Here is a 24,241-nt window from a genome sequence, read left to right as displayed (position 1 = left end):
GGTGTCCATGCGGCATCCTGCGCCGGCAATTAGCTGCGACGACAGCTTTCTGGCCGCCGACATCGGCGGTACCCATGCGCGCCTCGCCCTGATGACACGCACTGCCGGCCAGCCGCCGAAGCTGGCCGCCTTCCGCACGTACCTCTGCGCGGATCATCCCCACCTGGAAGACATCGTTCGTAGCTTCTGTCTCGAACTTGGCGCACAACCACGCGAGCTGGTGCTGGCTTGTGCCGGTTACGTGCATACCGGTTCGGTGATCAGCAAAAACCTCGTGTGGCCGGTGTTGCTGCCACAGCTGAAGGAGCGGTTGCAGCTCGATGGCGTGTGGTTTCTCAATGATCTGCAGGCGCTTGCCTATGCCGTTGGCGACGGCGCCGCGATGGATGCGGCAGTGCTCAAGGCACCGATGGCGCGGGAGGGTCACGCCGGGCCAGTCATCGTGATCGGGCCTGGCACCGGCCTGGGCGCCGCGGCGTGGTTGCCGGGCCAGCCCTCGCGCGTGATCGCGACCGAAGCCGGGCATACGCAACTATCTGCGCGCATTGGCATTGAACAACAGGTACTGGCGAAGCTCGCGCAACCAGATACCCATGTCTCGCAGGAGCTGGTGTTGTCAGGTCCCGGCTTGCATCGCATCTACATGGCGCTATGCGCGATTCATGACCGCTATCCGTCCTTGCATGAGCCGTCTGCGGTAACCGCCGCCGCACTTGCTGGCGGCGACGAGATCGCGCATGAGGCGCTCACTTTGTTCTGTGGCTGGCTGGGTTCGTTCGCGGCGGACCTATGCCTGCTCTACAGCGCCACCGGTGGCATTTACCTGGCCGGTGGTTTTCTTTTTCAGGCGATCGATTTTCTACGTGGCAGCCCCTTGATCGAGCGTTTCCTCGACAAGGGCGTGATGCGTCCGTTTCTGCAAAACGTGCCTATCCGCGTGATGGAGCACAGCCATCTGGGCGTGATGGGCGCAGCCGGTTGGCACGTTGACAGGCATTCCGGTGCTCTTACGGAGGGCGAACGCGAGCCCCGTATCGATCGCAACGGTGCGTCGTGAACGAAAGTCTGTAAGTTTTCGCAGCACCGGTCGCGGAGGTTATCTTCCCCTTACTTCCGCGACCGGTTTTTTTATTCCATGGCAGGGCCGCTGGCATGATGAATCATTCCAACCGGATCAGGAGAGGATCGGGCATGAAACGGTGTTTGTTCTACCTTGGTATCGCCTTGGCCTGTGCAACAGGCGCCGTCGCTGCCCAACAGTCTCCTACGGCACCCACCGCCAACAGCCTTTCACCCGAGGATGCCGATCTGGCCTGGCAGAAAGCCACCGCCAAGTTCGCGCCGCAACGCAAGGCCATCCTGGCCCGCGTCGCCGAACACATGGATGATGGTCCGTTCCGCGCGGATTGGGCTGCGCTGCAGCATTACAGTGCCCCTACTTGGTACGACGACGCCAAGTTCGGCATCTTCATTCATTGGGGCGTGTATTCGGTGCCGGCTTTCGGCAGCGAGTGGTACTCGCGCAACATGTACCAGCAGAACATGCCCGATTTCGCGCACCACGTGGCTACCTATGGCCCGCAGTCGAAATTCGGCTACAAGGATTTCATTCCGCTGTTCAAGGCCGAGCACTTCGATCCGCAGGCGTGGGCGGAGTTGTTCAAGCAAGCCGGCGCGCGCTACGTCATTCCCGTAGCGGAGCATCATGATGGCTTTGCCATGTACAACTCGCAGCTCTCCGAATGGACGGCTGCGAAAATGGGGCCGCATCGCGATGTGATCGGCGAACTGGAGAAAGCCGTGCGCGCGCAGGGGCTGCATTTCGGCGTGTCTTCGCATCGTGCCGAACACGACTGGTTCTTCGACGGCGGCCGCAAATTCGATTCAGACGTCAACGATCCGCGTTACGCCGGCCTGTATGGCCCGGCCGAAGCGCACCTCGCCAAGAAGGACGAAGACCTCTATAACGACTGGACCTATGTTTCGCAGGCGTGGCTGGACGACTGGCTGGCGCGCACGGCCGAGCTGATCGACGGCTACCACCCGGACATCATCTATTTCGACTGGTGGATCGGCCACCCCACGTTCCGCAGCACACTGCCGAAGATGCTGGCGTACTACTACAACGAAGGCGCGAAACGCGGCGGCGTAGTGGTCAATTACAAGCAAGGCGATTTCGCCGAGGGTGCCGGTACGCTGGATATCGAACGCGGTCAGCTTACCGGCATCCAGCAGGCGCACTGGCAAACCGATACCTCCATCAGCAACACCTCCTGGGGCTACATCAAGGGCGATACCTACAAATCGCCGAAGGAGCTGATCCATCTGCTGGTGGACGTGGTCAGCAAGAACGGCAACTTGCTGCTCAATGTCGGCCCGCGCTCGGATGGCACCATCCCGGAGGACGCGCAGAAGATCCTGCTTGCCATGGGCGGCTGGCTGAAGACCAATGCTGACGCGATCTACGGCACCCGGCCTTGGCGCAGCTTCGGCGAAGGTCCTACCGAAGTGGTGGGCGGCACGTTCCAGGACACCAAGACCAAGCCGTATACGGCCGAAGACTTCCGCTTTACCACCAAAGATGGCGTGTTGTACGCCATCGAGCTGGGCTGGCCCGAAGGCGGCAAGGTGGTGATCCATTCGATCAAGCCCAAAGACCAGGTGAGCGCAGTAAGCCTGCTGGCGAACGGTAAGGCCGTTCCATGGCAGCAGGCGCCGGATGGCTTGCATCTGTCGCTGCCGGCGCAGCCGGTGGGCGACTACGCCTACGTCTATCGCATTGAACTGGCGAAATAATCATGAAAAGACTGGTCTGCTTCCTCGCCGCGGCGCTTGCCTGCGGTGTCGCTATCGCAAAACAGCCGACGGCGCTGTTCTATTTGATGGATTCGCAGAAATCCACCAACTCCTTCATCGCGCATATCGACAAGATCGGCTTGCTGGTGCCCACCTGGTACCAGGTCGACGGCCAGGGCCTGGTGAACGGCGGGCCGAACCGCTATGTACTGGATCTGGCCAAACAGCATCGGCTACCGGTAACGCCGATCGTTTCCATGTCGGCTGGGCGCAACGGTTTCCATGCGCTGCTGCATGATGAAACCGCCAAGCAGCACATGATCCAATCCATGCTGCAGCAAGCCGCCGAGCAGGGCTACGCCGGCTTTCAGTTCGACTTCGAAAGCATTTCGTGGACGGATCGCGATGCCTACACCTTGCTGGTGAAGCAAACCGCGGAAGCCTTGCACAAGCACGGCCTTACCCTTTCCATCGCCGTGGTGCCCAACGGACCAGGGCATGCGGGCGAAGGGCCGTTCTCCAAGTGGATGTGGCAGTACTGGCGTGGCGCCTACGATGTGGCCGCCTTGGCCAAATATGCCGATCTGATCTGCCTGATGACCTACGACCAGCACACGCGCTGGACCACGCCAGGCCCGGTGGACGGCATGCCCTGGATGCTCGACCAGCTGAAATACGCGTTGACGTTGGTGCCCAGGAACAAACTCTCGCTAGGCATCGCGCTATACGGCTATCGCTGGTACACCGGCAATCCGGTGCGCGATGACGGCAGCGAGGCCTCCAATATCTCGGCCACCTACATCGACGCGGACGAGTCGATCCCGCTGGCGCAAGAGCAAAAGGCCGTGGTGCAGTGGGATGCCGAGGCGCATGAGTCCTGGTATTACTTCTACCGCGACGAGATGCGCGAGTGGGTGTTCATGCCCGATGCGCACAGTTTCCGCGACCGTTATGCGCTGGTGAAGCAAAATGATCTGGAAGGATTCTGCGCCTGGGTGCTGGGGGCGGAAGATCCGAAGGTGTGGGATGAGCTGCCGGTGGTGCAGCGGTAGGCTGGGACGATCGTAGGCTGGGATGGCAATCCCGGCATCGCCATGCGTGCACCCTAACGAAGCGGGCCTTTAAGATGATGTTTGCAAATCTTCCGCGCCTCGCCGCCGTTCTCGGCTTACTCGTCACCGGCGCTGCATTCGCTCAGCAGCAAACGCCCGAGGCTCAAGCCGCCGCCCTGGTCGCGAAAATGACCCCGGCCGAAAAAGTCGCTCAACTGCAAAGCGGCGCCCCCGCCATCCCGCGATTGGGTATCGCCGCCTACGACTGGTGGAGCGAAGGCCTGCACGGCAATGCCCGTAACGGATACGCCACCGTCTTCCCGCAGGCCATCGGCTTGGCCGCGAGTTGGGACACGCAATTGCTGCAACAAGTCGGCACCACGGTATCCACTGAAGCGCGCGCCAAGTTCAATGCCATCGGCGCCGGTCACGACCACGGGCGCTACCAAGGGCTGACCATCTGGTCGCCCAACATCAATATCTTCCGCGATCCGCGCTGGGGCAGGGGGCAGGAAACCTACGGCGAGGATCCGTTCCTTGCCGGTCGTCTGGCGATGGCTTTCATCCATGGCATTCAAGGGGATGATTCCGAGCATCCGCGCGCGATCGCTACGCCCAAACATTTCGTGGTGCACAGCGGCCCGGAGGCCGGCCGGCATGGGTTCGACGTGGACGTGTCGCCACATGATCTGGAAGCCACCTATCTGCCAGCATTTCGTGCCGCGGTGACCGAGGGACAGGCTGGTTCGGTGATGTGCGCCTACAACGCCATCCACGGCACGCCAGCGTGTGCGGATGGCGACCTGCTCACGACACGCCTGCGTGGCGATTGGGGCTTCAAGGGCTTCGTCGTGTCCGACTGCGACGCGATCGACGATGAAACCCGCTTTCACTATTTCAAGCCCGACAACGCGCAGTCTTCGGCGGCATCCCTCCAGGCCGGTACCGATCTGGATTGCGGCGATGCCTACGCGGATCTGCTCGAAGCCATGCAAAAAGGCTATGTAAAGGCATCGGCGATCGATACCTCGCTCATCCGTTTGTTCGCCGCGCGTTATCGCCTGGGTGAATGGGGCGATGGCAAGAGCCCCTACGCCGGCATCGGCATGGATCAGGTGGATAGCGCCGAACATCGGCAGTACGCCCTCAAGGCGGCGCTTGAATCGATGGTGCTGCTGAAGAACGAACACGCCACTTTGCCGTTACGCAGCGGCACGCGCCTGGCCGTGCTCGGTCCGAACGCCGACACTCTGGAGACTTTGGAAGCCAATTATCACGGGACGGCGCGTGCGCCGATTACACCGCTTGCAGGCCTGCGCGAGCGTTTCGGTGCGGACCGCGTGTATTACGCGCAGGGCGCCCCGATTGCCGAGGGCGTGCCGGTGCCGATACCCGAAACCGCCTTTCGTACGAAAAGCGGGCGACCTGGTCTAGACGGCGAATATTTCGACAAGCTCGATTTCAGCGGCCGGCCCGTCGTAACACGCACTGATCGAGTGATCGATTTCGACTGGGATGAGGCTGCGCCGATCGGTGGCGCGCAGCCTGGCCGCTATGCAGTGCGCTGGAGCGGTGAATGGTTGCCACCTGCCGCAGGGGATTACACCCTGGCCGTGCAGGTGGATCGCTGCTTCGATTGCAACAACCAGCATGATCCGGTGCGCTTGTATGTCGACGGCCGCAAAGTGCTCGACGACAACGGCGACGACACGCCCATGCAGGTTCAACTGCATGTTGCCGATCAACATCCGCATGCGATCCGGCTCGAATACCTGCACAGTGGCCGTGACCAGGGTGTACGCCTGCAATGGCTGGCACCGGCTGGGGCGCAGTTGGCGCAAGCGGAAGCGGCCGTGCGCAGTGCCGATGCAATCGTCGCATTCGTCGGCTTGTCGCCGGATGTGGAAGGCGAGGAGTTGAAGATCGACGTACCCGGTTTCAACGGCGGCGATCGCACGGACATCGGCTTGCCGCAAGCGCAGCAAGCCTTGTTGGAACGCGCAGCGGCCAGCGGCAAGCCGTTGGTGGTGGTGCTGATGTCAGGCAGCGCGGTAGCGCTCAATTGGGCGAAACAGCGTGCCGCCGCCATCGTGGCGGCATGGTATCCGGGGGAGGAGGGTGGCCGTGCCATTGCCCAGGTGCTGGCTGGCGACTACAACCCCGGCGGGCGCCTGCCGGTGACCTTCTATCGTTCCACCCGTGACCTGCCGCCGTTCGTCAGCTATTCGACGCAGGGGCGTACCTATCGCTATTTCACCGGTACGCCGCTTTATCCGTTCGGTCATGGCCTGAGCTATACCCACTTCGCCTATGCCGAGCCGCAGCTGTCGACCGCGCAGCTAGCGGCGGGTAAAACGCTCACCCTGAGCGCCACCGTGCGCAATGACGGCGGCCGCGAGGGCGACGAAGTGGTGCAGGTTTACCTCGATGCACCCGATGACGCGCTTGCGCCGCGCCATGCGCTGGTAGGGTTTCAGCGGGTGCATCTGGCGGCGGGGCAAAGCCGTCGCGTCAGTTTCCAGCTGGCGCCGCGGCAGCTCAGCAGCGTCGATGCGGCCGGAGAGCGTGCGGTGAAATCGGGGCACTACCGCGTGTTTGTCGGTGGCGGCCAGCCTGGCGATGCGGCGGGCGTGACGGCGGCCTTTACCATTGGCGGCCGCCTGGTATTGCCGCGGTAGGCTGGGATGCCAATCCCGGCATCGCGATCGCCATCTGGTGCTGGGATTGGCATCCCAGCCTACGCCGTCACCCAGGCTCTACACCTTATCTATATAGGTGGAAACGTTTCCACCCCGCCCCTTGGAGGGGTGGCCTGGCACGGCCTCAAGGCCTGCCTGATCCTTCAGGGCTAAACAAATTGTTACGAAACCCTGCATTCTGTTGCGACGCAACTTGCCACGATCTAAACGAGGCGTATAAGCTCATACACGTAAATATGAAATGGACGTTCGTCTATGAATGCTCCAGGATGGGTTGGCACTGGAGGGGTGATGAGGGCGGTAGTCGGTCTACGTCAGCGCAAAATGTTCTCGGCTCGACCGGTTTTCGGGACGAGGTGGCAACGTGCGTGACGGTGGCAGCTACGAAGCGTATGGCACCGCGCGAGATGCTTCCTCTGCGGACGCGTTCCTAGGTGATGTCATGCCACACACCACGTCCTCTGCATTCGTGAAGCCTGTTCCAGGCAAGCATGAGGTTTTCCTGGCCGCCGACGTCGGTGGTACCCATGCACGCATCGGCCTGATTGCCTTTCAGCCGGGGCAGGCTGTTCCCAGCACCCTGGCGTATCGCGTGTACAAGTGCGCGGATTTTGCCAGCTTCGATGCCATCGTGCATGCCTTTTGCGCAGCCTTTTCGGTAACGCCGCAGCGCCTTGCGCTGGCTTGCGCGGGATTCCTGCACGAAGGTGTGGTGGTCAACAACAACCTACGTTGGCCGATAGTACCGGCCGAACTGAAAAAGGCGTTGGCGTTGAGCGAGGTGAAAGTGCTCAACGATTTCGAGGCGCTGGCTTATGGCACGGCTTATCTGGATCCGGCCGGTGTCACCACGCTGCACGATCCTCGCCGCAACAAGAGTACTGAGCCAGCTCCCGTTGTTGTCGTCGGACCCGGAACGGGTCTGGGCGTGGCCGTGCGCCTGCCGGGTACTCCCCCGCAAGTGCTGGCTACGGAAGCCGGGCATATCCAGCTGGCGGCACGCGTGGGTCGCGAGCAAGCCGTGCTCGGCGAACTAGTGCCGCCGGATACGCACATTCCCTACGACTCGGTGCTGTCAGGCCCGGGTCTGTTGCGTGTCTACCAGGCGGTTTGCCGGCTTGATGGCGTGCAAGCGCAATGGCAGGAACCCGCCTCGATCACCGCTGCCGCATGCGCCGGCGCGAATGCGCAGGCGGTGGAAACGCTGCAACTGTTTTGCGGATGGCTGGGTTCCTTCGCGGGCGACCTGGCCATGCTGTACGGCGCCACCGGCGGCATCTATGTCGCCGGCGGTTTCCTGTCGAGCATGACGGATTTCATGGCCAAGAGCAGTTTCGTCAGCCGTTTTCTGGATAAAGGGGTGATGCGTCCGTTCCAGCAGACAGTTCCCGTGTACGTAGTGGACCACGCGCGACTGGGCGTGATCGGCGCGGCGAGCTGGCTGATGAATCACGCGACGCAGCGTTCATTGCAAGATTAGGGAACGGCGAGGCTCGACGTTCCCTTTACCGCATCGACACGGAAGCTGGTGTTGCCGAAACCTTAAGCGGAGGCACGTGCAGAACTTCCATACATCGTCGATGTTTGCAGCAAGGTAGCTCCGACCACTTCGGAGCGCTCACAACAGACCCACAAAAGCCGGTTTCGACGTGCACTTGAAAGTGTCGGGGCGGCAAGACGGATACATTTTTCACCGGGAGGGGACAAGATGAACATCATTCGCGTACGCCGTGGCGTACTGGCTAGTTCTTTGGCACTGGCGCTGTTTGCGCCATATGCGGTCGCGCAGACGTCGACGACGGCGGGCAGCGATCAGCAGCAGAGCACGTCTTCCAGCAATCAGCCGCAGAACGGCCCGAATGCGAAAGAACTCAAGGCGGTCGTCGTGACCGGTTCGATGATTCCGCGCGTGGAGGTTGAAGGGCCGACTCCCGTGGTGTCCATCACCGGCCAGCAGATCAAGGATCAAGGCTTCACCACGCTGTATGAATTCCTCGATTCGTTGCCGCAGGTGGGTCAGCAGACCTCGGACCCGGCCTCGTGGGGTTCCAGCTCGGTCAATGCGCGCTCGGTGAACCTGCGCAATGTGGGCCCCGGCTTCAGCTTGCTGATGATCGACGGCCATCGCATCGTGGATTACCCGCAGCCGTTGAACAAGCAGAGCAACTTCCAGAACTACAACAACATTCCTATCGGTATGGTCGACCATATCGAAGTGCTGGCCTCCGGCGCCTCTTCGATCTACGGCTCGGACGCGGTGGCGGGTGTAATCAACGTGATCCTGAAAAAGAACTACCAGGGTGACGAAGTGCAGGTTACCGGCGGCGGCGCCACCCGCGGTGGCCGCGCCTATGGCGACATCAATTTCTTCGGCGGCAAGTCCGGCGAAAACTGGCACGTCCTGTACAACGTGGAGAAGTCCAACCGCACCGCGCTGTGGGGTATGGATCGTCCGTACCAGGATTCGGTGGCATCGGCCGGCTACGGCTCGTGGAGCCCGGCTTCGCGCATGTTCGGTTACCAGTACGACGCGGCTGGCGCCATCGCCCTCTCCGCACAGAACGGCAATGGTCAGTACATCGCACCGCCGGGTACCTGCGGGAAGTTCACCAACTCGCAATTGAGTCACTCTTATAGCGTTACCACCAACGGCACCCAGATTTCCGGCGTGACCGACAATGGTTATTACTGCTCGCAGCCGGCCCTGTTCCAGAACTGGGTACTGACGCCTGGCAGCCGCAGCAACAACGCTTACGTGGCCGGCGAGTACGATTTCAAGAACAGCAGCCTGCAGCTCTATGGCTCGGTGGCCCTGTACGACACGGTGGGCATCTCCAACACTCAGCTGAACGGTTTCGGCACCGGTGCGTTCTATGACCAGAGCACGGGGCAGGTCATCAGTCAGGCCATTCGCCAGTTGACGGCGCGGGAAATGGGCACCTCGGCCAACACCCACGACCGTGAGCAAAACTGGAACATTCAGACCGGTCTGCGCGGCGCCTTCGATGACAACCGGTTCAACTGGGACTTGAACCTCAACAGCCAGAAGTACATCGTACGTGAGGATTACACGGGCATTGACAACAATGCCATGAGCGCCTTCTTCCTCGGGCCGCAATTGGGCACTACCACGGTTTCGGGCAACAGCGCCGTCAATGGTGGCGGCAGCACCACCCTCCCCATTTACGCCATGAACTGGCAGCAGTGGTGGAATCCGATCACGCCGCAGCAATACAGCCAATTCGCGGTCAACGGTGAGAACACCTCCTCATCCTGGCTGGACCAGGTGCAATTCCGCATCAACGGCGACCTGTTCAAGCTGCCATGGGTGAGCAACGACTCGATCGGCTGGGCGGCCGTGGTGGAAGCGGCGCACAACGGCTTCCGACTCTCACCCGATGCGCGTGGAGCCACCGCCGACTTCCAGAATCCGTTCGGGGCGTATCTCACCGGTGCCGGCACTCGCCAGCGCTATTCGGTGGGCAATGAGTTCCGCGTACCGGTGCTGGATTCGGTGACCTGGACCATCTCCGGCCGCCTGGACAAGTACCACGACGCCAGCCGTGCCGATATCGCCCGTACCTGGAATACCGGCCTCGAATGGCGTCCGTATGATGGGCTGCTGCTGCGCGGCAGCTACGGCACCAACTTCAAGGCGCCGGACATGCAGGCCATTTACCTGACCGGCTCCACCTCGCCGATCGGTGATTATGTCGATCCCTTGCAGTGCATCAACGCCATCAAGAATGGCGTGGCGAACAGCACCTGGTGCAGCACGGTGCAGCGTCCGCAATCGCAGTGGTACAACTTGACCACGGGCGGCAGCCGCTTGCTAAAGCCGCAGACCGGCCATTCCTGGACCTACGGTTTCGTGTGGCAGATTCCGGGCGTGCAGGGCCTGTCGTTCTCGGCTGACTACTGGCACATGGGCGTGGACAACTCCATCGAGTACCTCGATCCGGGTACCGTGCTGGTCGACGAGGCTGGTTGCCTTACCGGCCTGCAGGCAAACGGTGCATCGGCTGTGTCCACGTATACGGCGCATGTGCCGGGTTCGGCGTATTGCCAGATGGTGACCCAGATGGTCCAGCGCAACGCGGCTGGCCAAATCACCGGCGAGCAGTCCGGCCCGATCAACGAGGCTTCGCTGTACGTGGGCGGTATCGATGCCTCGCTGGACTACAAGCTGCACACCGACGATTGGGGTAACTTCAGCGCCAGCATCAACTACACCGACAACCTCTCGTACAAGCAGCGTGTGCTGGCTTCCGACCAGTTGCAAAACACCCGCTACAACAATGTGGCGAGCAGGATCACGTGGATTGGTGACTGGCACAAGGGCGCCTGGGACGTGTCGATCTCCGGTGTACGCGACGGTGGCATGCGCGCGCCGAACTACGGTAGCTGCAATACGCTGCCCAATGGCATCCAGCCGAGCATGATCACGGTGCAAAATGGTACCGAGTCGGTTGCCACCGGTGTTTGCCAGGTGAACGTCAATGGCAACCCCGTCACCATTCCCGATACTACGTACCAGGGCCATACGCCGGTGTGGATTACCTGGAACACCTCGATCGGTTACCAGATCAATGACAAGGCGAAGCTGAAGCTCACGGTGAACAATATCTTCGACCGCGTGTCTTCGATTCCGTACTACGCCGGCGGCTTTGAGTTCGTGACGACGGGGCAGACCGGTAGTGAGTACAACGGTCGCGAAATGTTCCTCAACTTCGACTACAAGATCGATTGATGTAAGTTGTAAAGCCAAGCGAGCCCGGCCAAAAGCCGGGCTCGCTTACTTTCAGCGGTAGGCTTTGAATAAGTGGAGTTTTACGGATGTTCAAGTCGTTGCTTGCTTGCTGCCTTGCAGCCTCGATCCTGATGACCAGCTTTGCTGCGTCCGCCGAGATCTCGATCATCCCCGAACCGCAACATGTAGAAGCTGGGCAGGGGAGTTATCGGCTGGAGGCGAGCACCGGCATCGACGCTCCGAACGATGCGCGCGCGCGCGAAATCGTCACTTTTTTGCGCGATGCGGTCCGTGATCAGTCCGGCATCCGGCTATCGGAAAGCAAGCATGCGCACGGCATCGTGCTGGCGATCGATCCCACCGTCAAAGGCGATGAGGCGTATCGGCTTTCGGTCACCTCGCGGGGTGTCATCATCCAGGCGTCGACCGACAAGGGGCTGTTTTGGGGTGTGCAAACCCTGCGTCAGCTGCTGCCGCTTGAGCGCGGCGAGTCGGCGGCCATTCCCGCAGTGCAGGTTAGCGATGCTCCGACCTTCGCTTACCGTGGTTTCATGCTCGACGTGGGGCGCCACTTCTACCCGGTTTCCTTCATCAAGAAACAGCTCGATCTGCTGAGCTACTACAAACTCAACACCTTCCACTGGCATCTCACCGAGGACCAGGGTTGGCGCCTGCAGATAAACCGCTATCCCAAGCTCACCGAAGTTGGCGCCTGGCGCACCGAGGCCGACGGCAGCCGCTACGGCGGCTATTACACGCAAGCCGAAGCGCGCGAGATCGTGGACTATGCGCGGCTTCGCAACATCACGGTGATTCCTGAAATCGAGATGCCCGGACACAGCGTGGCGGCACTGGCTGCGTATCCGGAATACTCCTGCACCCAGCAGCCGCTCAAGGTCGCCACTACCTGGGGCGTGTTCAAGGATATCTACTGCGTCGGCAAACCGGCGACATTCACGTTCCTGCAGCACGTGCTGGACGAGACCATAGCCTTGTTCCCTTCGCCGTACGTGCACATCGGAGGCGATGAAGCGCCCAAAGACCGTTGGAAAGCCTGCGATGCCTGCCAGGCCTTGATGCACGAGCAGGGTCTGAAGGACGAGGAGGGGCTGCAGAGCTACTTCATCAAGCACATGCAGAACTATATCGCCGACAAGGGCAAGACCATGATCGGCTGGGACGAGATCCTGGAGGGTGGCGCGGACAAGAGCGCCATCGTGGAAGTCTGGCGCATGTGGCTCGGCAATAGCGTGATGCGCAAGGCCCTGCTCAACGGCAATCGCATCATCATGGCCGGGCCGTTCTACCTGGACGCGCCGCTGGACGTGCTGACCCTTAAAGGCATCTACCACACCGACATCACCAGCCCTGCGTCGCCAAGCACGCCGGACGACGACAGGCTTTTTGCCGAGCACCGCGCCCAGATTCTCGGCGCCGAAGCACCGTTGTGGAGCGAGCGTGCCAACCCCTACAACGCCGAATCCAAGCTCTATCCGCGCCTGCTTGCTTTCGCGGAAAATCTCTGGACGGGCAGGCACGACGATGCCGCCTATGCGGATTTCGAGCAGCGTCTGAAGGCGCAGTACCGCTGGCTGGATGCGCAAAAGGTGGCCTACGGACCGGAAGACAAGCTCGTGGCGACCTATGCCGTGAGCTTCGATGCAGCGCATGGCCATTGGCAATTGCAAGCCAAGCGTGGGTTCGGCGATCTACACAATCACTATACGACCAACGGTTCCGAACCCACGGCAACGTCGCCTTCGTTCGACGATGCGGTGATCATTCCGCACGCGGGTACGCTGAAAGTGACTCCGTTCCGCGATGGTCTGCGCTACGACAACGCTGCCATCTTTACGCTGGTGGACAATCTGGCCTCAGGTCATCCCATCACGTTCGCGCAACCGGCAGCGAAGGAGTACGCATCGGGCGATGCGCTGGTCGATGGTGTCATCGGCAGCACGGATTTTCATGATGGCCGCTGGGCAGCGTGGCATGACAGCGACCTGGACGCTACGATCGACCTGCAGAAAGAGACAGGCTTCCATACGATCGACGTGGGCTTCCTGTTCGAGCCCAATTCGCGCATCCTGCTGCCAGAAGCGGTCACGTATGAAGTGTCGTCCGACGGTAAGCATTGGAAATCACTCTACAGCACCACTTTGAGCGTCGATTTGGCTGCTTCTGCACACAAGCAGTCGTTGCGCTTCCATTCGGAGCAGGCAGTTACCGCCCGGTACCTCCGCATCAAGGCCACGCAACACAAGACAGTGCCGGCGGATTTCCCGGACGGCGCAAAGAACACCTGGCTGTTCGCCGACGAAATACTCGTCCAATAAACCTTTCAATCCAGGACACCCATAATCCTTTAGTCCAGGACATCCATGATCCTATTTATTGATCTTAATTCAGGATCTTAATCCAGGACATCCACAAAAATAGTCTTTCGCCGACGACTGCGCGGGTCATTGACTGATGTCATCGGCTTGCGGCTGGACGTAGCGTGGTGGCATGACCTACCCGCGCCGCCAAATCGTCGACCCAGAAACAGAAGGATTCTTCCACTGCGTTTCCCGCTGCGTGCGCCGCGCCTTCCTTTGCGGAGAAGACGCGTATAGCGGTCGCTCCTATGAGCACCGGAAGACTTGGGTGGAGGAACGATTACTGGCGTTGACCGAGTGCTTTGGGGTAGGGCTCTACGCCTATGCAGTCATGAGCAATCATGTGCACGTCGTGCTGCATGTGAGTCCACAGGCGGTCAAGAATTGGTCGGATGAGGAAGTGGCCGAACGCTGGGTTCGATTGCTTCCGGTTCGGGTCGGCGAGGCGATTGACGAACGGCTATGCCAGGAAAAGGCGCAGCGCCTACAAAGTGATCCGGAGCGGATGGCGGAGCTACGTCGTCGTTTGGGTAGCGTGTCATGGTTCATGCGTTGCTTGAATGAGCCCATTGCACGTCAGGCGAACCGCGAGGATGGTTGTACGGGCCGCTTCTGGGAGGGTCGTTTCAAGTGCCAGGCCTTACTTGATGAGCAGGCGCTGCTGGCCTGTATGGCCTATGTGGATTTGAACCCTATCCGTGCCGGTATGGCAACCGATCTGGCTACCTCAGAATACACATCGATCCGCCGCCGCTTGAAGAACGCGGAGGCTAGGGTGACTTCTCTCAGTGAAGCGTTACGCCCTTTGGCAGGCTTGTCGTTGATGCCTGCGCTTTCCCTGCGAACGCTTGAATACCTGGAGCTGGTGGATTGGAGTGGCCGGATGGTGCGTGAGGATAAACGTGGGTCGATCGCACCGGAGGCGCCCGCAGGGCTGACACGGCTTGGCTTGCGCGAGCGTCAGTGGCAATCGCAATTGTTGGGCATCGAGAACCGATATTGGCGGGCGGTAGGAACGGCGGAGTCCTTGATGGCCAAGGCAAGAGCGTTGGGGCAGTGCTGGCTAAAGGGAGTGGGAAGGCCAAGACGGCCCGCGTACGGAGGATGATTGTCGGATATTTGCCTCGTTTGAGGCTATAGATCGATGCCTCCCCGAAAACTCACGCCGCTACCTCCTTCGTTGGGGGCGACTGTGAATTGGCGGGACTCTTTAAGTAATAAAGTGTTGCCTAGCTAAAGGCTGTGTGGCGCTTAGGGGGAAAGTATAGAGGTTCACGCATGTAAGATCTGGCGTGCAGAGGGGATCGCGCACTGCAGTACAAACAATGGATGTCCAGAAGTAAGAAAGATGGATGTCTAGAGGTAAATCCAAAGAGTAAAAGCACTCAGAAATAACTAACTGTCCTGAAGCAATTGCTGGATGTCCTAAAGTAAGAGAAGAGCAAGGATGTCCTGAAGTAAAAAGCACCAAGCCTGGCTTTGCCATGCCTGACGCGCAAGCGGTGCTTGGATTGCCATCCCCCGTCTACACAAATCGTTTGCAGCGCAATCTGCCTCGGCCTGCGCGGCATTTTTTTGTTGCTTTTATCGTAACGTTACGATAATTTCGGGCCGCCAAATCTCAACCAGCATCAGGGGAGTTACACCATGGTCGACCCAAGAGACCCAGGGACGATTGCCATGTCGCTTAGGCCGCGCCGCGGGCGTCCGCCGACCGGCAAGGCGAAGTCCGCGGCTGAACGCATGCGCGCGTACCGTGCACGCCATGTAACGGTGAAATGCGATGTGCTTCGTTCGGTGATTACGCAGTGCCAGGAAATTCAGCAGTTGCTGGAGAGCAATCAGGCCTTGCGCGATCAACTGGATGCGGCCTACGCCGAGATTGCGCGGTTACGTTCAGGCCCATAAATCGGGCGAAAAAAAAGGGCGCCGCTCCGACGGCGCCCAAGCAAAGCGACAAGGCTGTCGATCAAAGTCCGCTATTGGTACCGCCATGGGCCACGGCTGCGCTGCTGACCAGGCTGCCCAGCGGCACCAACTGGCTCAGGAAGCGGCTCCATTGGGTGATGGCTGCCGCACCCACCCACACCACGTCGCCGGCGCGCACGTGGAAGTTGTCCGCCACTGCGTACGAGGTGGGGGAGCGAGCGTAGAGCTGGTAAACAGTTGCCGGCTGGTGCGCCAGGTCTTTCACGCCACGGATGACATAGACGTATTTGCTGCTGGCGGTGATCGGGTCCAGTCCGCCGACGCGCCCCAGTGCCTGGGTAAGTGACATGTCATCGGTCCGGAATTGAACGGCCTGCGGGCGCAGCACTTCACCCAGCACGTAAACCTCCTTGTTGTCGTTGTAGGTCATGAACAGGCGGTCCCCAGGTTTCAGGTAGATGCGCTGTTCAGCGGCCTTACTGAGCGTGTTCAGGTCCAGGTGGTAATCGTGGCCTTCGCGTGAAAGCACCAAGTCCGACATGTCCGCATGGGTGTAGTCGATGCCGGCGGTGCCAATCGCCTGCCCGAGCGTCAGCGGAATGGTGGTGCTTTGTTGCGGATCCGTCTTGGTGAACGCCCCCTGCAAAGTGATGAGCTGGCTACCGTAACTGGTGACGGCCACGTCAACTTGCGGCTTGGGTACGAACTTGGTGAGCTTGGAGGTCAATTCCTGGCGCAGTTCATCGATGGTCATGCCCTGTGCCTTGACGGTGCCGACATAGGGATAGAACAGTGTGCCGTCCGAGCGCACCAGGCGGCTGTTGGCGCTGGTCTGCTGCTGGGAACCAGCCGGCGCCGTCAATTCGGGGTGATCCCACACGGTGATGTAAAGCATATCGCCGGGTCCGATGCGGTAAGGCTCGGGCTGATAGCTCAGCAACTCTGGGGGAATGGCCGCCGGCTCCTCGGCTGGCTGGCTCGCTAGCCATTCAGGCGTGACCTGAACCATCTGGATATGGCTCTGTTCGGGACCGTGCATGGAGATGTGCTGCCCAGGCAGGGCGGCGCATCCAGTCAGGGCCAGGGTCGTGATAACAGCTGCCAAAACTAACGATGCTTTCATGTGCACTCCACATGTCTGATGTTGTGCCACTTGGCATGGAGCACTGGGCGGGAAGGGTGCTGGTAACTGCTGGAAATATCGCTGGATAAAAACGGGGAAACCTCGAAATGGCCACGTTTGTTTAATTTATTAAGCTCGTGGGGTCGTCGCGGGGGCGTAAATGAATTGTGGTCGAACGCGACTTTTTTTCCTCACGTGTGTCTACGGCGTGTCGCGTGATGGCAAGTGTTTTGGAAAATCTATGTGCCCTTGACGAAAGCAGCGCTATAACTTCATTCGAACTTTAGATAATTGGCCATGAGCGCGTGCACGGGCACGCAAGTATGAACAAGGTAATAACGTTGAGATGCATGACTACTAGAAATGTGGGGCCGGCAAGGCGTTGCATGGATATAGCGAATAGGAGTGCTGCCATCCGTGTTCAAACGTATCTTGATCGTCTGTATAGGCAACATCTGCCGCAGTCCCACGGCGGAGTTCCTGTTTCGCGACAAGTTGAAACATCGCGACATCCATATCAGCAGTGCGGGTCTTAAAGCACTGGTGGGCCGCCCTATGGATGACAATGCGATGAAAATCCTGAAAGAACGTGGCATCGATGCGGCCGACCATCGTGCGCGCCAGCTGGATCAGTCCATGCTGCGCGAAGCCGATCTCGTGCTCGCCATGGAGCGTATTCAGCTGACGGCCGTGTCGCGAGTGGCGCCGGAAGCCAGCGGCAAGTTGTTTCTGCTCGATAAATGGCAAGGAGCCGACGATGTCCCCGACCCTTACCGCCAGTCACGCGAAGTGTTCGAACACGTTCACGCCATGATCGAGCGTGGTGTGGAAAGCTGGCTTCGATACATATGAGAGTACCTGACCCTTTGAGGAGCGGCTTATGACCACCAAGCAGACCTTCGCAACACGCGACGAAGATGTCGATCTGCGTGCATTGCTGGGAACGGTAGTCGACAACAAATGGCTGATCACTTCGATCACCGTGGTGTTTTTTCTGATCGGCGTGCTGTATTCGATTCTCGCCACGCCGATCTACCAAGCCACCGCATCCGTGCAGGTCGAGCAGAAAGCGCCTACCTTGCCTGGCATGAGCGATCTCACCGAGACGTTGGGCATTTCCACGTCGCAGGCAACGACCGAGACGCAGTTGCTCACTTCGCGCAAAGTCCTTGGCCAGGTGGTGGAGAACCTAAAGCTCGACATTGAGAGCCACCCGAAGCGTTTTCCGGTGATTGGCTCTTTCCTCGCGCGTCAGTTCGAAACCGAGCATCCTGGCCAGCTGGCTTCGCCGGTTTTCGGTTTGGGCCGTTACGACTGGGGCGGTTCGCAGCTGGATATCTTCCAGCTCGACGTGCCGGCCGACTTGCTGGATGAAAAGCTGTCGCTGGTCGCCGGGGACCATGGCAGTTACACCTTGCAGGATCCGGACGGTAACGTTCTGGTCAACGGTCATGTTGGCCAGACCATGACGTCCAACGGCGTAACCATGCAGGTGCGGACGCTGCAAGCCAATCCCGGCACGCGTTTCCGCATCGTTCGGCATTCGCACATGGATACGATCGCGGTGCTGCAAAAGAAGATCAGCGCCGACGAGCAGGGCAAGGATTCGGGGATCATCCAGCTCACCTACAACAACACCGACCCGATGCTTGCCACCAACATGCTCGATCAGGTCACCCAGCTGTACGTACGCCAGAACGTCGACCGCAGCGCAGCCGAAGCTGCCAACAGCCTGCAGTTCGTGCGCGAGCAGTTGCCGAAGGTGAAGCAGGAGCTCGAGCATGCGACTTCTGCGTTGAATGCCTTCCAGTTGAAAGCCCATTCGGTCGATATCTCCATGCAGACGCAGTCGCTGCTGGATCAGAACGTGTCGATCGACACCAACCTGGACCAGCTGCGCATGCAGATGGCCGAGGCGCAGCGCCGTTACACGCCGGAGCATCCGGAATACCGCTCGCTGCAACAGCAGATCTCCCAGTTGGAAGGGGAGAAGGGGGCGTTGGAACACAAGATCGGCCAACTGCCCAACACGCAACAGGAACTGCTCAAGCTGACGCGTGACGTCACCGTCACCAGCCAGACCTATACCAACCTGCTCAATCAGGCGCAGCAACTGGATATCGCCCGTGCCGGTACCGTAGGCAACGTGCGCGTGATCGACCAGTCGGCGGTGAACCTTGCCCGGCCCTGGTGGCCGCGGCCGATCTGGGTGATACCGGGTGGTGCGGTACTCGGCCTGTTCGCGGCGCTTGGCTTTATCTTCCTTCGCCAGCTGCTGACCCGTGGCGTGGAAGACCCGGTGGCGATCGAGCGCCTGGGCTTGCCGGTGTACGTATCCATTCCGCTCAGCGACTCGCAGCGCAAGTCCGCCATGCGGCTTGGGCATCGCCATACCAGCAATCACCACCATCTGCTGGCCTTGAATGCGCCGGCGGATCTGGCGACGGAGGCCTTGCGCAGCTTGCGCACCAGCCTGCACTTCGCACGGATGGAAACCAAGAACAACGTGCTGATGATTTCCAGCGCCAGCCCGGGGGCGGGCAAGAGCTTTGTCGCCTCCAACCTCGCGGTGGTGATGGCGCAGGCAGGCCAGCGCGTGTTGCTGATCGACGCGGACATGCGCAAGGGCCTATTGCATCGCATGATCGGCGGCCGGCCCGACAACGGTCTGTCCGAGTTGATCGCGGGGCAGGCACAGATCAGCGACGTAATCCGTCCGGTCAATGGCGTAAGCAGCCTGCTATTCATTCCGCGCGGCAAGGTCCCGCCGAACCCGTCGGAACTGTTGATGCACGCGAACTTCACTTCGCTGCTTGAAACGCTGCGTCCGCGTTACGACCTGATCATCATCGACACGCCGCCGGTGCTGGCAGTAACCGATGCGGCGGTGATCGGTCATAACGTCGGTACCAGCCTGCTGGTGGTGCGTTTTGGCATCAATCAGATGCGCGAGATCGCCCTCGCCAAGCAGCGGCTGGAGCAAAATGGCGTGCCGATCAAGGGTGCCATCTTCAACCTGGTGGAAAAGCGTGCGGCGGGCTACTACGCATACGCGTATTACGCCTATGCGCCGAACAGCAAGGTGTAATCGCCGGTTGGCCCTCTCCTCCGAGCAGGGGAGAGGGCTGTTGCTCAAGTTTCACGGGCCACCGCCCTTTCCGTGCAAGCGGGAAGGGCGGTGGGATAGTTGGTGGCTGCGTTAAACGCGCGTTTGCTTGGATGCTCATTTGGTGAACTCCTCCACTTCCGACATCTCCCTCGTGGGGCGGATACCGCAAAGCTGGCGGCATGCGCTCGGCGCCATTTCCGTGCTTTGGATCGCCACCGCGCTGGGCGCCGTGATGGCGTTTTTTACCCAGGCTTTGCTGGCGCGCAAGCTGGGTCCGGCGGAGTTCGGCCTGTTCGCTTCCTCGCTGGCCACGATCACCATGGTGGCACCGTTGGCTGCTTTTGGCCTACCGCCGTATTGGTTGCAGCTGTACGGCGTCGAAGGGTGGCAGGCCAACCGCTGGCTGCGTCCTTCGCTGCGTTTCATTACTGGCAGCACCTTGCTGTCGCTGAGCCTGGTGGTGGCATGGTCCTTCATTGGCGCACCGCCGGATGCGCATTCGATTCTGCTGCTGTTGCTGCCGGTGGTGCTGGGGATTCTAGCGTCGAGCCTGATCAGCAGCCAGCTGCGCCTGGAAGAGCGGCATTACGCACTCGCGTTGTGGCAGTTGATGACACCGGGCAGCCGTATGTTGGTGGCTGTGTTGCTGATGCTGGTGCCAGCCTTGGACAGTCGCGCGGCCGCGGTAGGATTCAGCTTGATTTCGCTGGTAGTTGCCATGCTTGCACTGCCTCGACTGCGCGCGATGATGCAAGGTGGCATCCGCTTGCATGGGCACGGTCCGAGGCCGGTCGACTTGAGTTGGGACGAGTCGCCAAGCGTAGCGCGCCTTTGGTCGCAGGCATGGGCTTATGGGATGGAAGCGACGCTCTATCCGATTTTTTTTCAGATCAGCACGGTGCTGCTGAAATACCTGGACGGCAACGCGCAGGCCGGCATTTTCGGCATAGCGTTGGGCGTGATGATGGCGATCTACCTGATTCCCACCACGGTCTACCAGAAATTCCTGCTGTCCAAGCTGCATCGTTGGGCCGCGCACGACCTGAAGAAGTTCTGGACGATCTATCGGCTCGGCAGTATCGCCATGTTCGCCTCGGGCGTGGTCGTGGGAGCGGTGCTGATCGGGGTGTCGCCGTGGCTGGTGCCGATCATCTTCGGCGAGAAATTCCGGCCGGTGGTGAAGGTGCTGGCGGTGCTGGCGGTATGCGTGCCGATCCGTTTTCTTTCCACCGCCACGGCTTCGGCCTTGCTCAATGAGAAGCACATGCGTTATCGCGTGCTTGCGATGGGGACGAGCGCCGTTATCGTCATCGTGTCCAATGTGTTGCTGATACCCATCTATCACGTGATGGGAGCGGCGGCGGCGACCGTGATCGGCGAAACTTCGTTGCTGCTGATGATGTACCTGGGCATGCGCCATTTCCACGTCCGTAGGACGGCGTAGACTGGGTTGGCAATTCCAGCATCGAGATGTTGTATGGCAAGCTGGGATTACCATCCCAGCTTACGCGTGCAGCAGAAGCCGCATGGATCGCTTCCGGCGATCCATGCGGGATTGCAGGTCACCGTAGCGGTGACACTACGTTGTTGTACACGTTGACGTAGCTCGTTCCGCCGGCGACGTGGATGTCGCGAGGCGACCAGCCTAGCGTGAAGATCGACTGGCCATGCGCGTAGAACCACGAGTCACCATTGTAATTGATGGTGTTGTTCGCGATGGTCACGTGGCTGGTGCCGTAGGAAACTTCGACGCCGAACAAGTAGTTCTGGCTCAGATTGCTGCCGGTGATGCTGACGTTGGTCGGGCCGCCGGTGTACACACCAAAGCCCTTGTTGTGCTGAGCAGTGACCTTATACAGCGTCAAGCCATTCACATTGTTGTGAACCTCAAGGCCGTTGCCGGTGTTGCTCGACAGCGTGGTGTTCTCCAGGCGCACCTCTGAGACCCTGCCTTGCGTCTGCGGCTCGATGTCGATGCCTCCCTGCGGAGCCGTACCGTGGGTGTTGGTGAAGCTGCTGTTCACCACATACACCTGGCTGGACGGCGTGATCGACATGCCCTGGCGGCGGTTGTTGGTGGACGTGACATGGTTCAGCGTCACGCTGTACGAGGGCACCATCCGCGCGCCCCAGCCCGTTGCGCCGATCAGCAGGCCATCGCCCCAGCAGTCGGAGACGGTGATGTCATGCACGTAGACCTTGCTGGAGCCGGAGATGTTGATGCCGTAGCCCCACTCGCCGTAGCTGCCGCGATGGCTGTTGCGTTCGCCAATCACACCGCCACCGACGATCTCGACGTTGTTGACGTTCCACGCCTTCACGACCCAGGAGCGGTCCGAACTGTTGCCGATCGCCTTGAGGTAAGCGCCGCTCGCCAGCGACAGACGCGTATGCGAGCGAAGGCTGATACCAGCCAGGGCATTGATCATGTAGGTACCAGCAGGCACATAGATCGTGCCACCGCTGGACGGCAGCGAATTGATAGCGGCCTGAATGGCCCGTGTGTCGTCCATGGCGCCGTTTCCTACGGCACCGAAGTTACGCACGTTGTGGACGGTGGAGCCGATCGACACGTAGGGTGTCGGTGTCCACCAATTGGTTGCAAAAGCCGGCAGGGCCACAACCGAGAGTGCAAGCGACGCTGCAGTAGCTAACAAGCTGCGACGAGATACAATGTTAAAATTGCGTCGGATGGATACGCCCGAGTTCGGGAAGGAAAACCCCTGTGCGCAGTTACGCGCAGACTTACTTTTCACGTCTGAAAGAGCCTCTTTTTTGTGAACGGCTCAGCAAAGGTGCGTCATTCGCACGTGAAAAATCAAATGTGAAATTTGGCTGCGGTTCAAGTTTGTCAAAATAACGAAATTGCCATGTTTGTTCTTGTAGCATGGACCGCTGACGCGGGTTTTTGACACACATGATAATAAGATGGACGTCTATACGACCATCTGCACGATTTAAATGGTGGAACGACGCGCTATCTGAGCGGCACAGAGTCTGCGATGCCGATTCTGGCGCGAGAAGGATGTAGTGGGTCGGGCGAACCCGGTTCTGTTACGCCCGTCGTGTCACGTTGGGGATTGCTTCTGATCTGCGTATAGCCTGCACGTATACATCAAAGCGTAGAGCGAAGCGCTGGTGCATGCACCGTCATCGGACTCAAGAGTTCTCGATACACATCGACCGTCTTTTGGATCACGATTCGCTCGTCGAAGTCCCGCAGCGCCTTCTGCCGCGCACGCAAACCAAGCTGAGCCAGCAACTCGCGATCTTCATCCAGTTGCACGATGCACTTCGCCAGCGCGCGTGCGTTGCGCACTTCCACGCGCAAGCCGTCGAATCCGTGCTTGGTCACTACCTCGCGACAACCGGGACGATCGGTAGTGATCAGTGCAAGTCCGCTTGCGGCGCCTTCGATCAGGGACTTCGGTACACCTTCCCGGTAATAGCTCGGTAGCGCCATCACGTGTACGGTGCTAAGCAGGCCTGGCATGTCGTCAACGTGGCCAAGCCAGCGCACCAATCCGGCATCCACCCACTTGCGCACCTGTTCGGCCGATACCGAATGCGGATTGCCGGGATCGGGAGTGCCGGCAAGCACGAATTCCACGTCGCGTCCCCAGCGCTGCACAAGCGCGGCCGCATCGACGAATTCCTGGATGCCTTTTTCCCACAGCAAGCGCGCGGCAAGCAGCACCCGCAATCGTTCGTGACGATGCTCGGGCGAATGCTTGGCCGGCTGGAAGCGGTTGGTGTTGACGCCGGAGCTGAGGATGACTCGGATCCTCTCCGGCGGAATCAGCCCCGCATGCGCGAACGTGGTGGCATCGTCGGGGTTCTGCAACACCAGCAGCGAGCGTTCGCTGCCGAGCGTGGCGCGCATCAGGGTTTTGACCAGCGGGCGCAGCATGCGGGCCTTGGGCTTGTCGCTGGTGAACACATAGCCCATGCCGGCCACGGCGTTGACGACGGCCGGAATGCGCGCGAAGCGTGCGGCGAATGCACCATAGACGGCGCACTTCACCGTGAAGTTGTGCAAGAGATCGGGTTGTTCCTGCCGGAGCACGGCAACGAGGTGATAGAGCGTTGCCGCTTCGCGCAAGGGATTGAGGCTGGCACGATTCATTGGCAGCGGCACCCAGCGCAGACCGTGCGCAGCGAACCGCTCCCCGAACGGGCCTGGTGGCGACAGCATGACCACTTCGTGTCCGTCCCTGCGCAGCCGCAGGGCGGTGGACAGGCGGAAGTTGTACAGATACCAGTCGGTGTTGGCGAAGAAGACGAATTTCATGGGCTGCGTCCGGTTCTTGTTTTTTTCGAGGGGGAGGCGATCTTCGCCGCCATCCCCGCGCAACCGGGAATGACGGAAAAGACGTGGCATGAAAGGAGACGATGCGTTCGGGCC

The 24,241-nt window shown here is 60.2% G+C and carries 15 protein-coding genes; 12 read left to right on the top strand and 3 right to left on the bottom strand.

Translation table 11 applies throughout. The features are described 5' to 3' along the window. Window positions 1–7 precede the first annotated feature (7 nt). The 9 genes from QQJ96_RS17625 (at window position 8) to QQJ96_RS17585 (ending at window position 15,583) form a co-directional block, all read left to right on the top strand. Complete coding sequence (locus QQJ96_RS17625; protein ID WP_284333335.1) at window positions 8–1,057, top strand: glucokinase; 1,050 nt, start codon at window positions 8–10, stop codon at window positions 1,055–1,057. 134 nt (window positions 1,058–1,191) lie between these two features. Further along, window positions 1,192–2,796: an alpha-L-fucosidase gene (locus QQJ96_RS17620; protein WP_284333334.1), complete on the top strand. Its 1,605-nt coding sequence runs from the start codon at window positions 1,192–1,194 to the stop codon at window positions 2,794–2,796. A gap of 2 nt (window positions 2,797–2,798) precedes the next feature. Next, entirely contained in the window at window positions 2,799–3,848 is a 1,050-nt protein-coding gene (locus tag QQJ96_RS17615) for a glycosyl hydrolase family 18 protein (RefSeq protein ID WP_284333333.1), read from the top strand. Window positions 3,849–3,922: 74 nt separating this feature from the next. Then, a complete protein-coding gene (locus QQJ96_RS17610) occupies window positions 3,923–6,526 on the top strand; it encodes a glycoside hydrolase family 3 protein (RefSeq protein WP_284333332.1) in 2,604 nt (867 codons plus the stop codon). A gap of 463 nt (window positions 6,527–6,989) precedes the next feature. After that, on the top strand, window positions 6,990–8,027 hold the full coding sequence (locus QQJ96_RS17605) for a glucokinase (protein WP_284333331.1): 1,038 nt from the start codon (window positions 6,990–6,992) through the stop codon (window positions 8,025–8,027). Window positions 8,028–8,255: 228 nt separating this feature from the next. Further along, window positions 8,256–11,297 carry a TonB-dependent receptor domain-containing protein gene (locus QQJ96_RS17600; protein ID WP_284333330.1) on the top strand — a complete coding sequence of 1,014 codons (3,042 nt, stop codon included), beginning with the start codon at window positions 8,256–8,258 and terminating at the stop codon, window positions 11,295–11,297. 86 nt (window positions 11,298–11,383) lie between these two features. Beyond that, a complete protein-coding gene (locus tag QQJ96_RS17595) occupies window positions 11,384–13,633 on the top strand; it encodes a glycoside hydrolase family 20 protein (protein WP_284333329.1) in 2,250 nt (749 codons plus the stop codon). A 172-nt stretch (window positions 13,634–13,805) separates the two neighbouring features. Then, complete coding sequence (locus QQJ96_RS17590; RefSeq protein WP_284333328.1) at window positions 13,806–14,783, top strand: hypothetical protein; 978 nt, start codon at window positions 13,806–13,808, stop codon at window positions 14,781–14,783. A gap of 539 nt (window positions 14,784–15,322) precedes the next feature. Beyond that, window positions 15,323–15,583, top strand: coding sequence for a hypothetical protein (locus tag QQJ96_RS17585; protein WP_284333327.1), 261 nt, complete (start codon window positions 15,323–15,325; stop codon window positions 15,581–15,583). Window positions 15,584–15,644: 61 nt separating this feature from the next. Here QQJ96_RS17585 and QQJ96_RS17580 read toward each other — a convergent pair whose 3' ends face one another. After that, window positions 15,645–16,727 carry a polysaccharide biosynthesis/export family protein gene (locus QQJ96_RS17580; RefSeq protein ID WP_284333326.1) on the bottom strand — a complete coding sequence of 361 codons (1,083 nt, stop codon included), beginning with the start codon at window positions 16,725–16,727 and terminating at the stop codon, window positions 15,645–15,647. Window positions 16,728–17,132: 405 nt separating this feature from the next. Between QQJ96_RS17580 and QQJ96_RS17575 the strand changes: the two genes are divergently transcribed. From QQJ96_RS17575 to QQJ96_RS17565, 3 genes are all read left to right on the top strand, one after another. Next, window positions 17,133–17,579 (top strand): low molecular weight protein-tyrosine-phosphatase, encoded by a 447-nt coding sequence (locus tag QQJ96_RS17575; protein ID WP_345782714.1) that lies wholly within the window; start codon window positions 17,133–17,135, stop codon window positions 17,577–17,579. Window positions 17,580–17,607: 28 nt separating this feature from the next. After that, window positions 17,608–19,815 carry a polysaccharide biosynthesis tyrosine autokinase gene (locus QQJ96_RS17570; protein ID WP_284333325.1) on the top strand — a complete coding sequence of 736 codons (2,208 nt, stop codon included), beginning with the start codon at window positions 17,608–17,610 and terminating at the stop codon, window positions 19,813–19,815. Between the two features lie 142 nt (window positions 19,816–19,957). Beyond that, entirely contained in the window at window positions 19,958–21,280 is a 1,323-nt protein-coding gene (locus QQJ96_RS17565) for a lipopolysaccharide biosynthesis protein (RefSeq protein ID WP_284333324.1), read from the top strand. Window positions 21,281–21,398: 118 nt separating this feature from the next. On the opposite strand, the gene QQJ96_RS17560 is transcribed toward QQJ96_RS17565, so the two are convergent. Both QQJ96_RS17560 and QQJ96_RS17555 read right to left on the bottom strand, forming a co-directional pair. After that, window positions 21,399–22,382, bottom strand: coding sequence for a right-handed parallel beta-helix repeat-containing protein (locus QQJ96_RS17560; RefSeq protein WP_284333425.1), 984 nt, complete (start codon window positions 22,380–22,382; stop codon window positions 21,399–21,401). 569 nt (window positions 22,383–22,951) lie between these two features. Then, entirely contained in the window at window positions 22,952–24,127 is a 1,176-nt protein-coding gene (locus QQJ96_RS17555) for a glycosyltransferase family 4 protein (protein WP_284333323.1), read from the bottom strand. Window positions 24,128–24,241 lie beyond the last annotated feature (114 nt).

This window comes from Dyella flagellata, from assembly GCF_030160275.1.
Lineage (GTDB): Bacteria > Pseudomonadota > Gammaproteobacteria > Xanthomonadales > Rhodanobacteraceae > Dyella_B > Dyella_B flagellata.
Note: the sequence above shows the minus strand (reverse complement) of the source record. Positions and strands in the feature narration are given on the sequence as shown.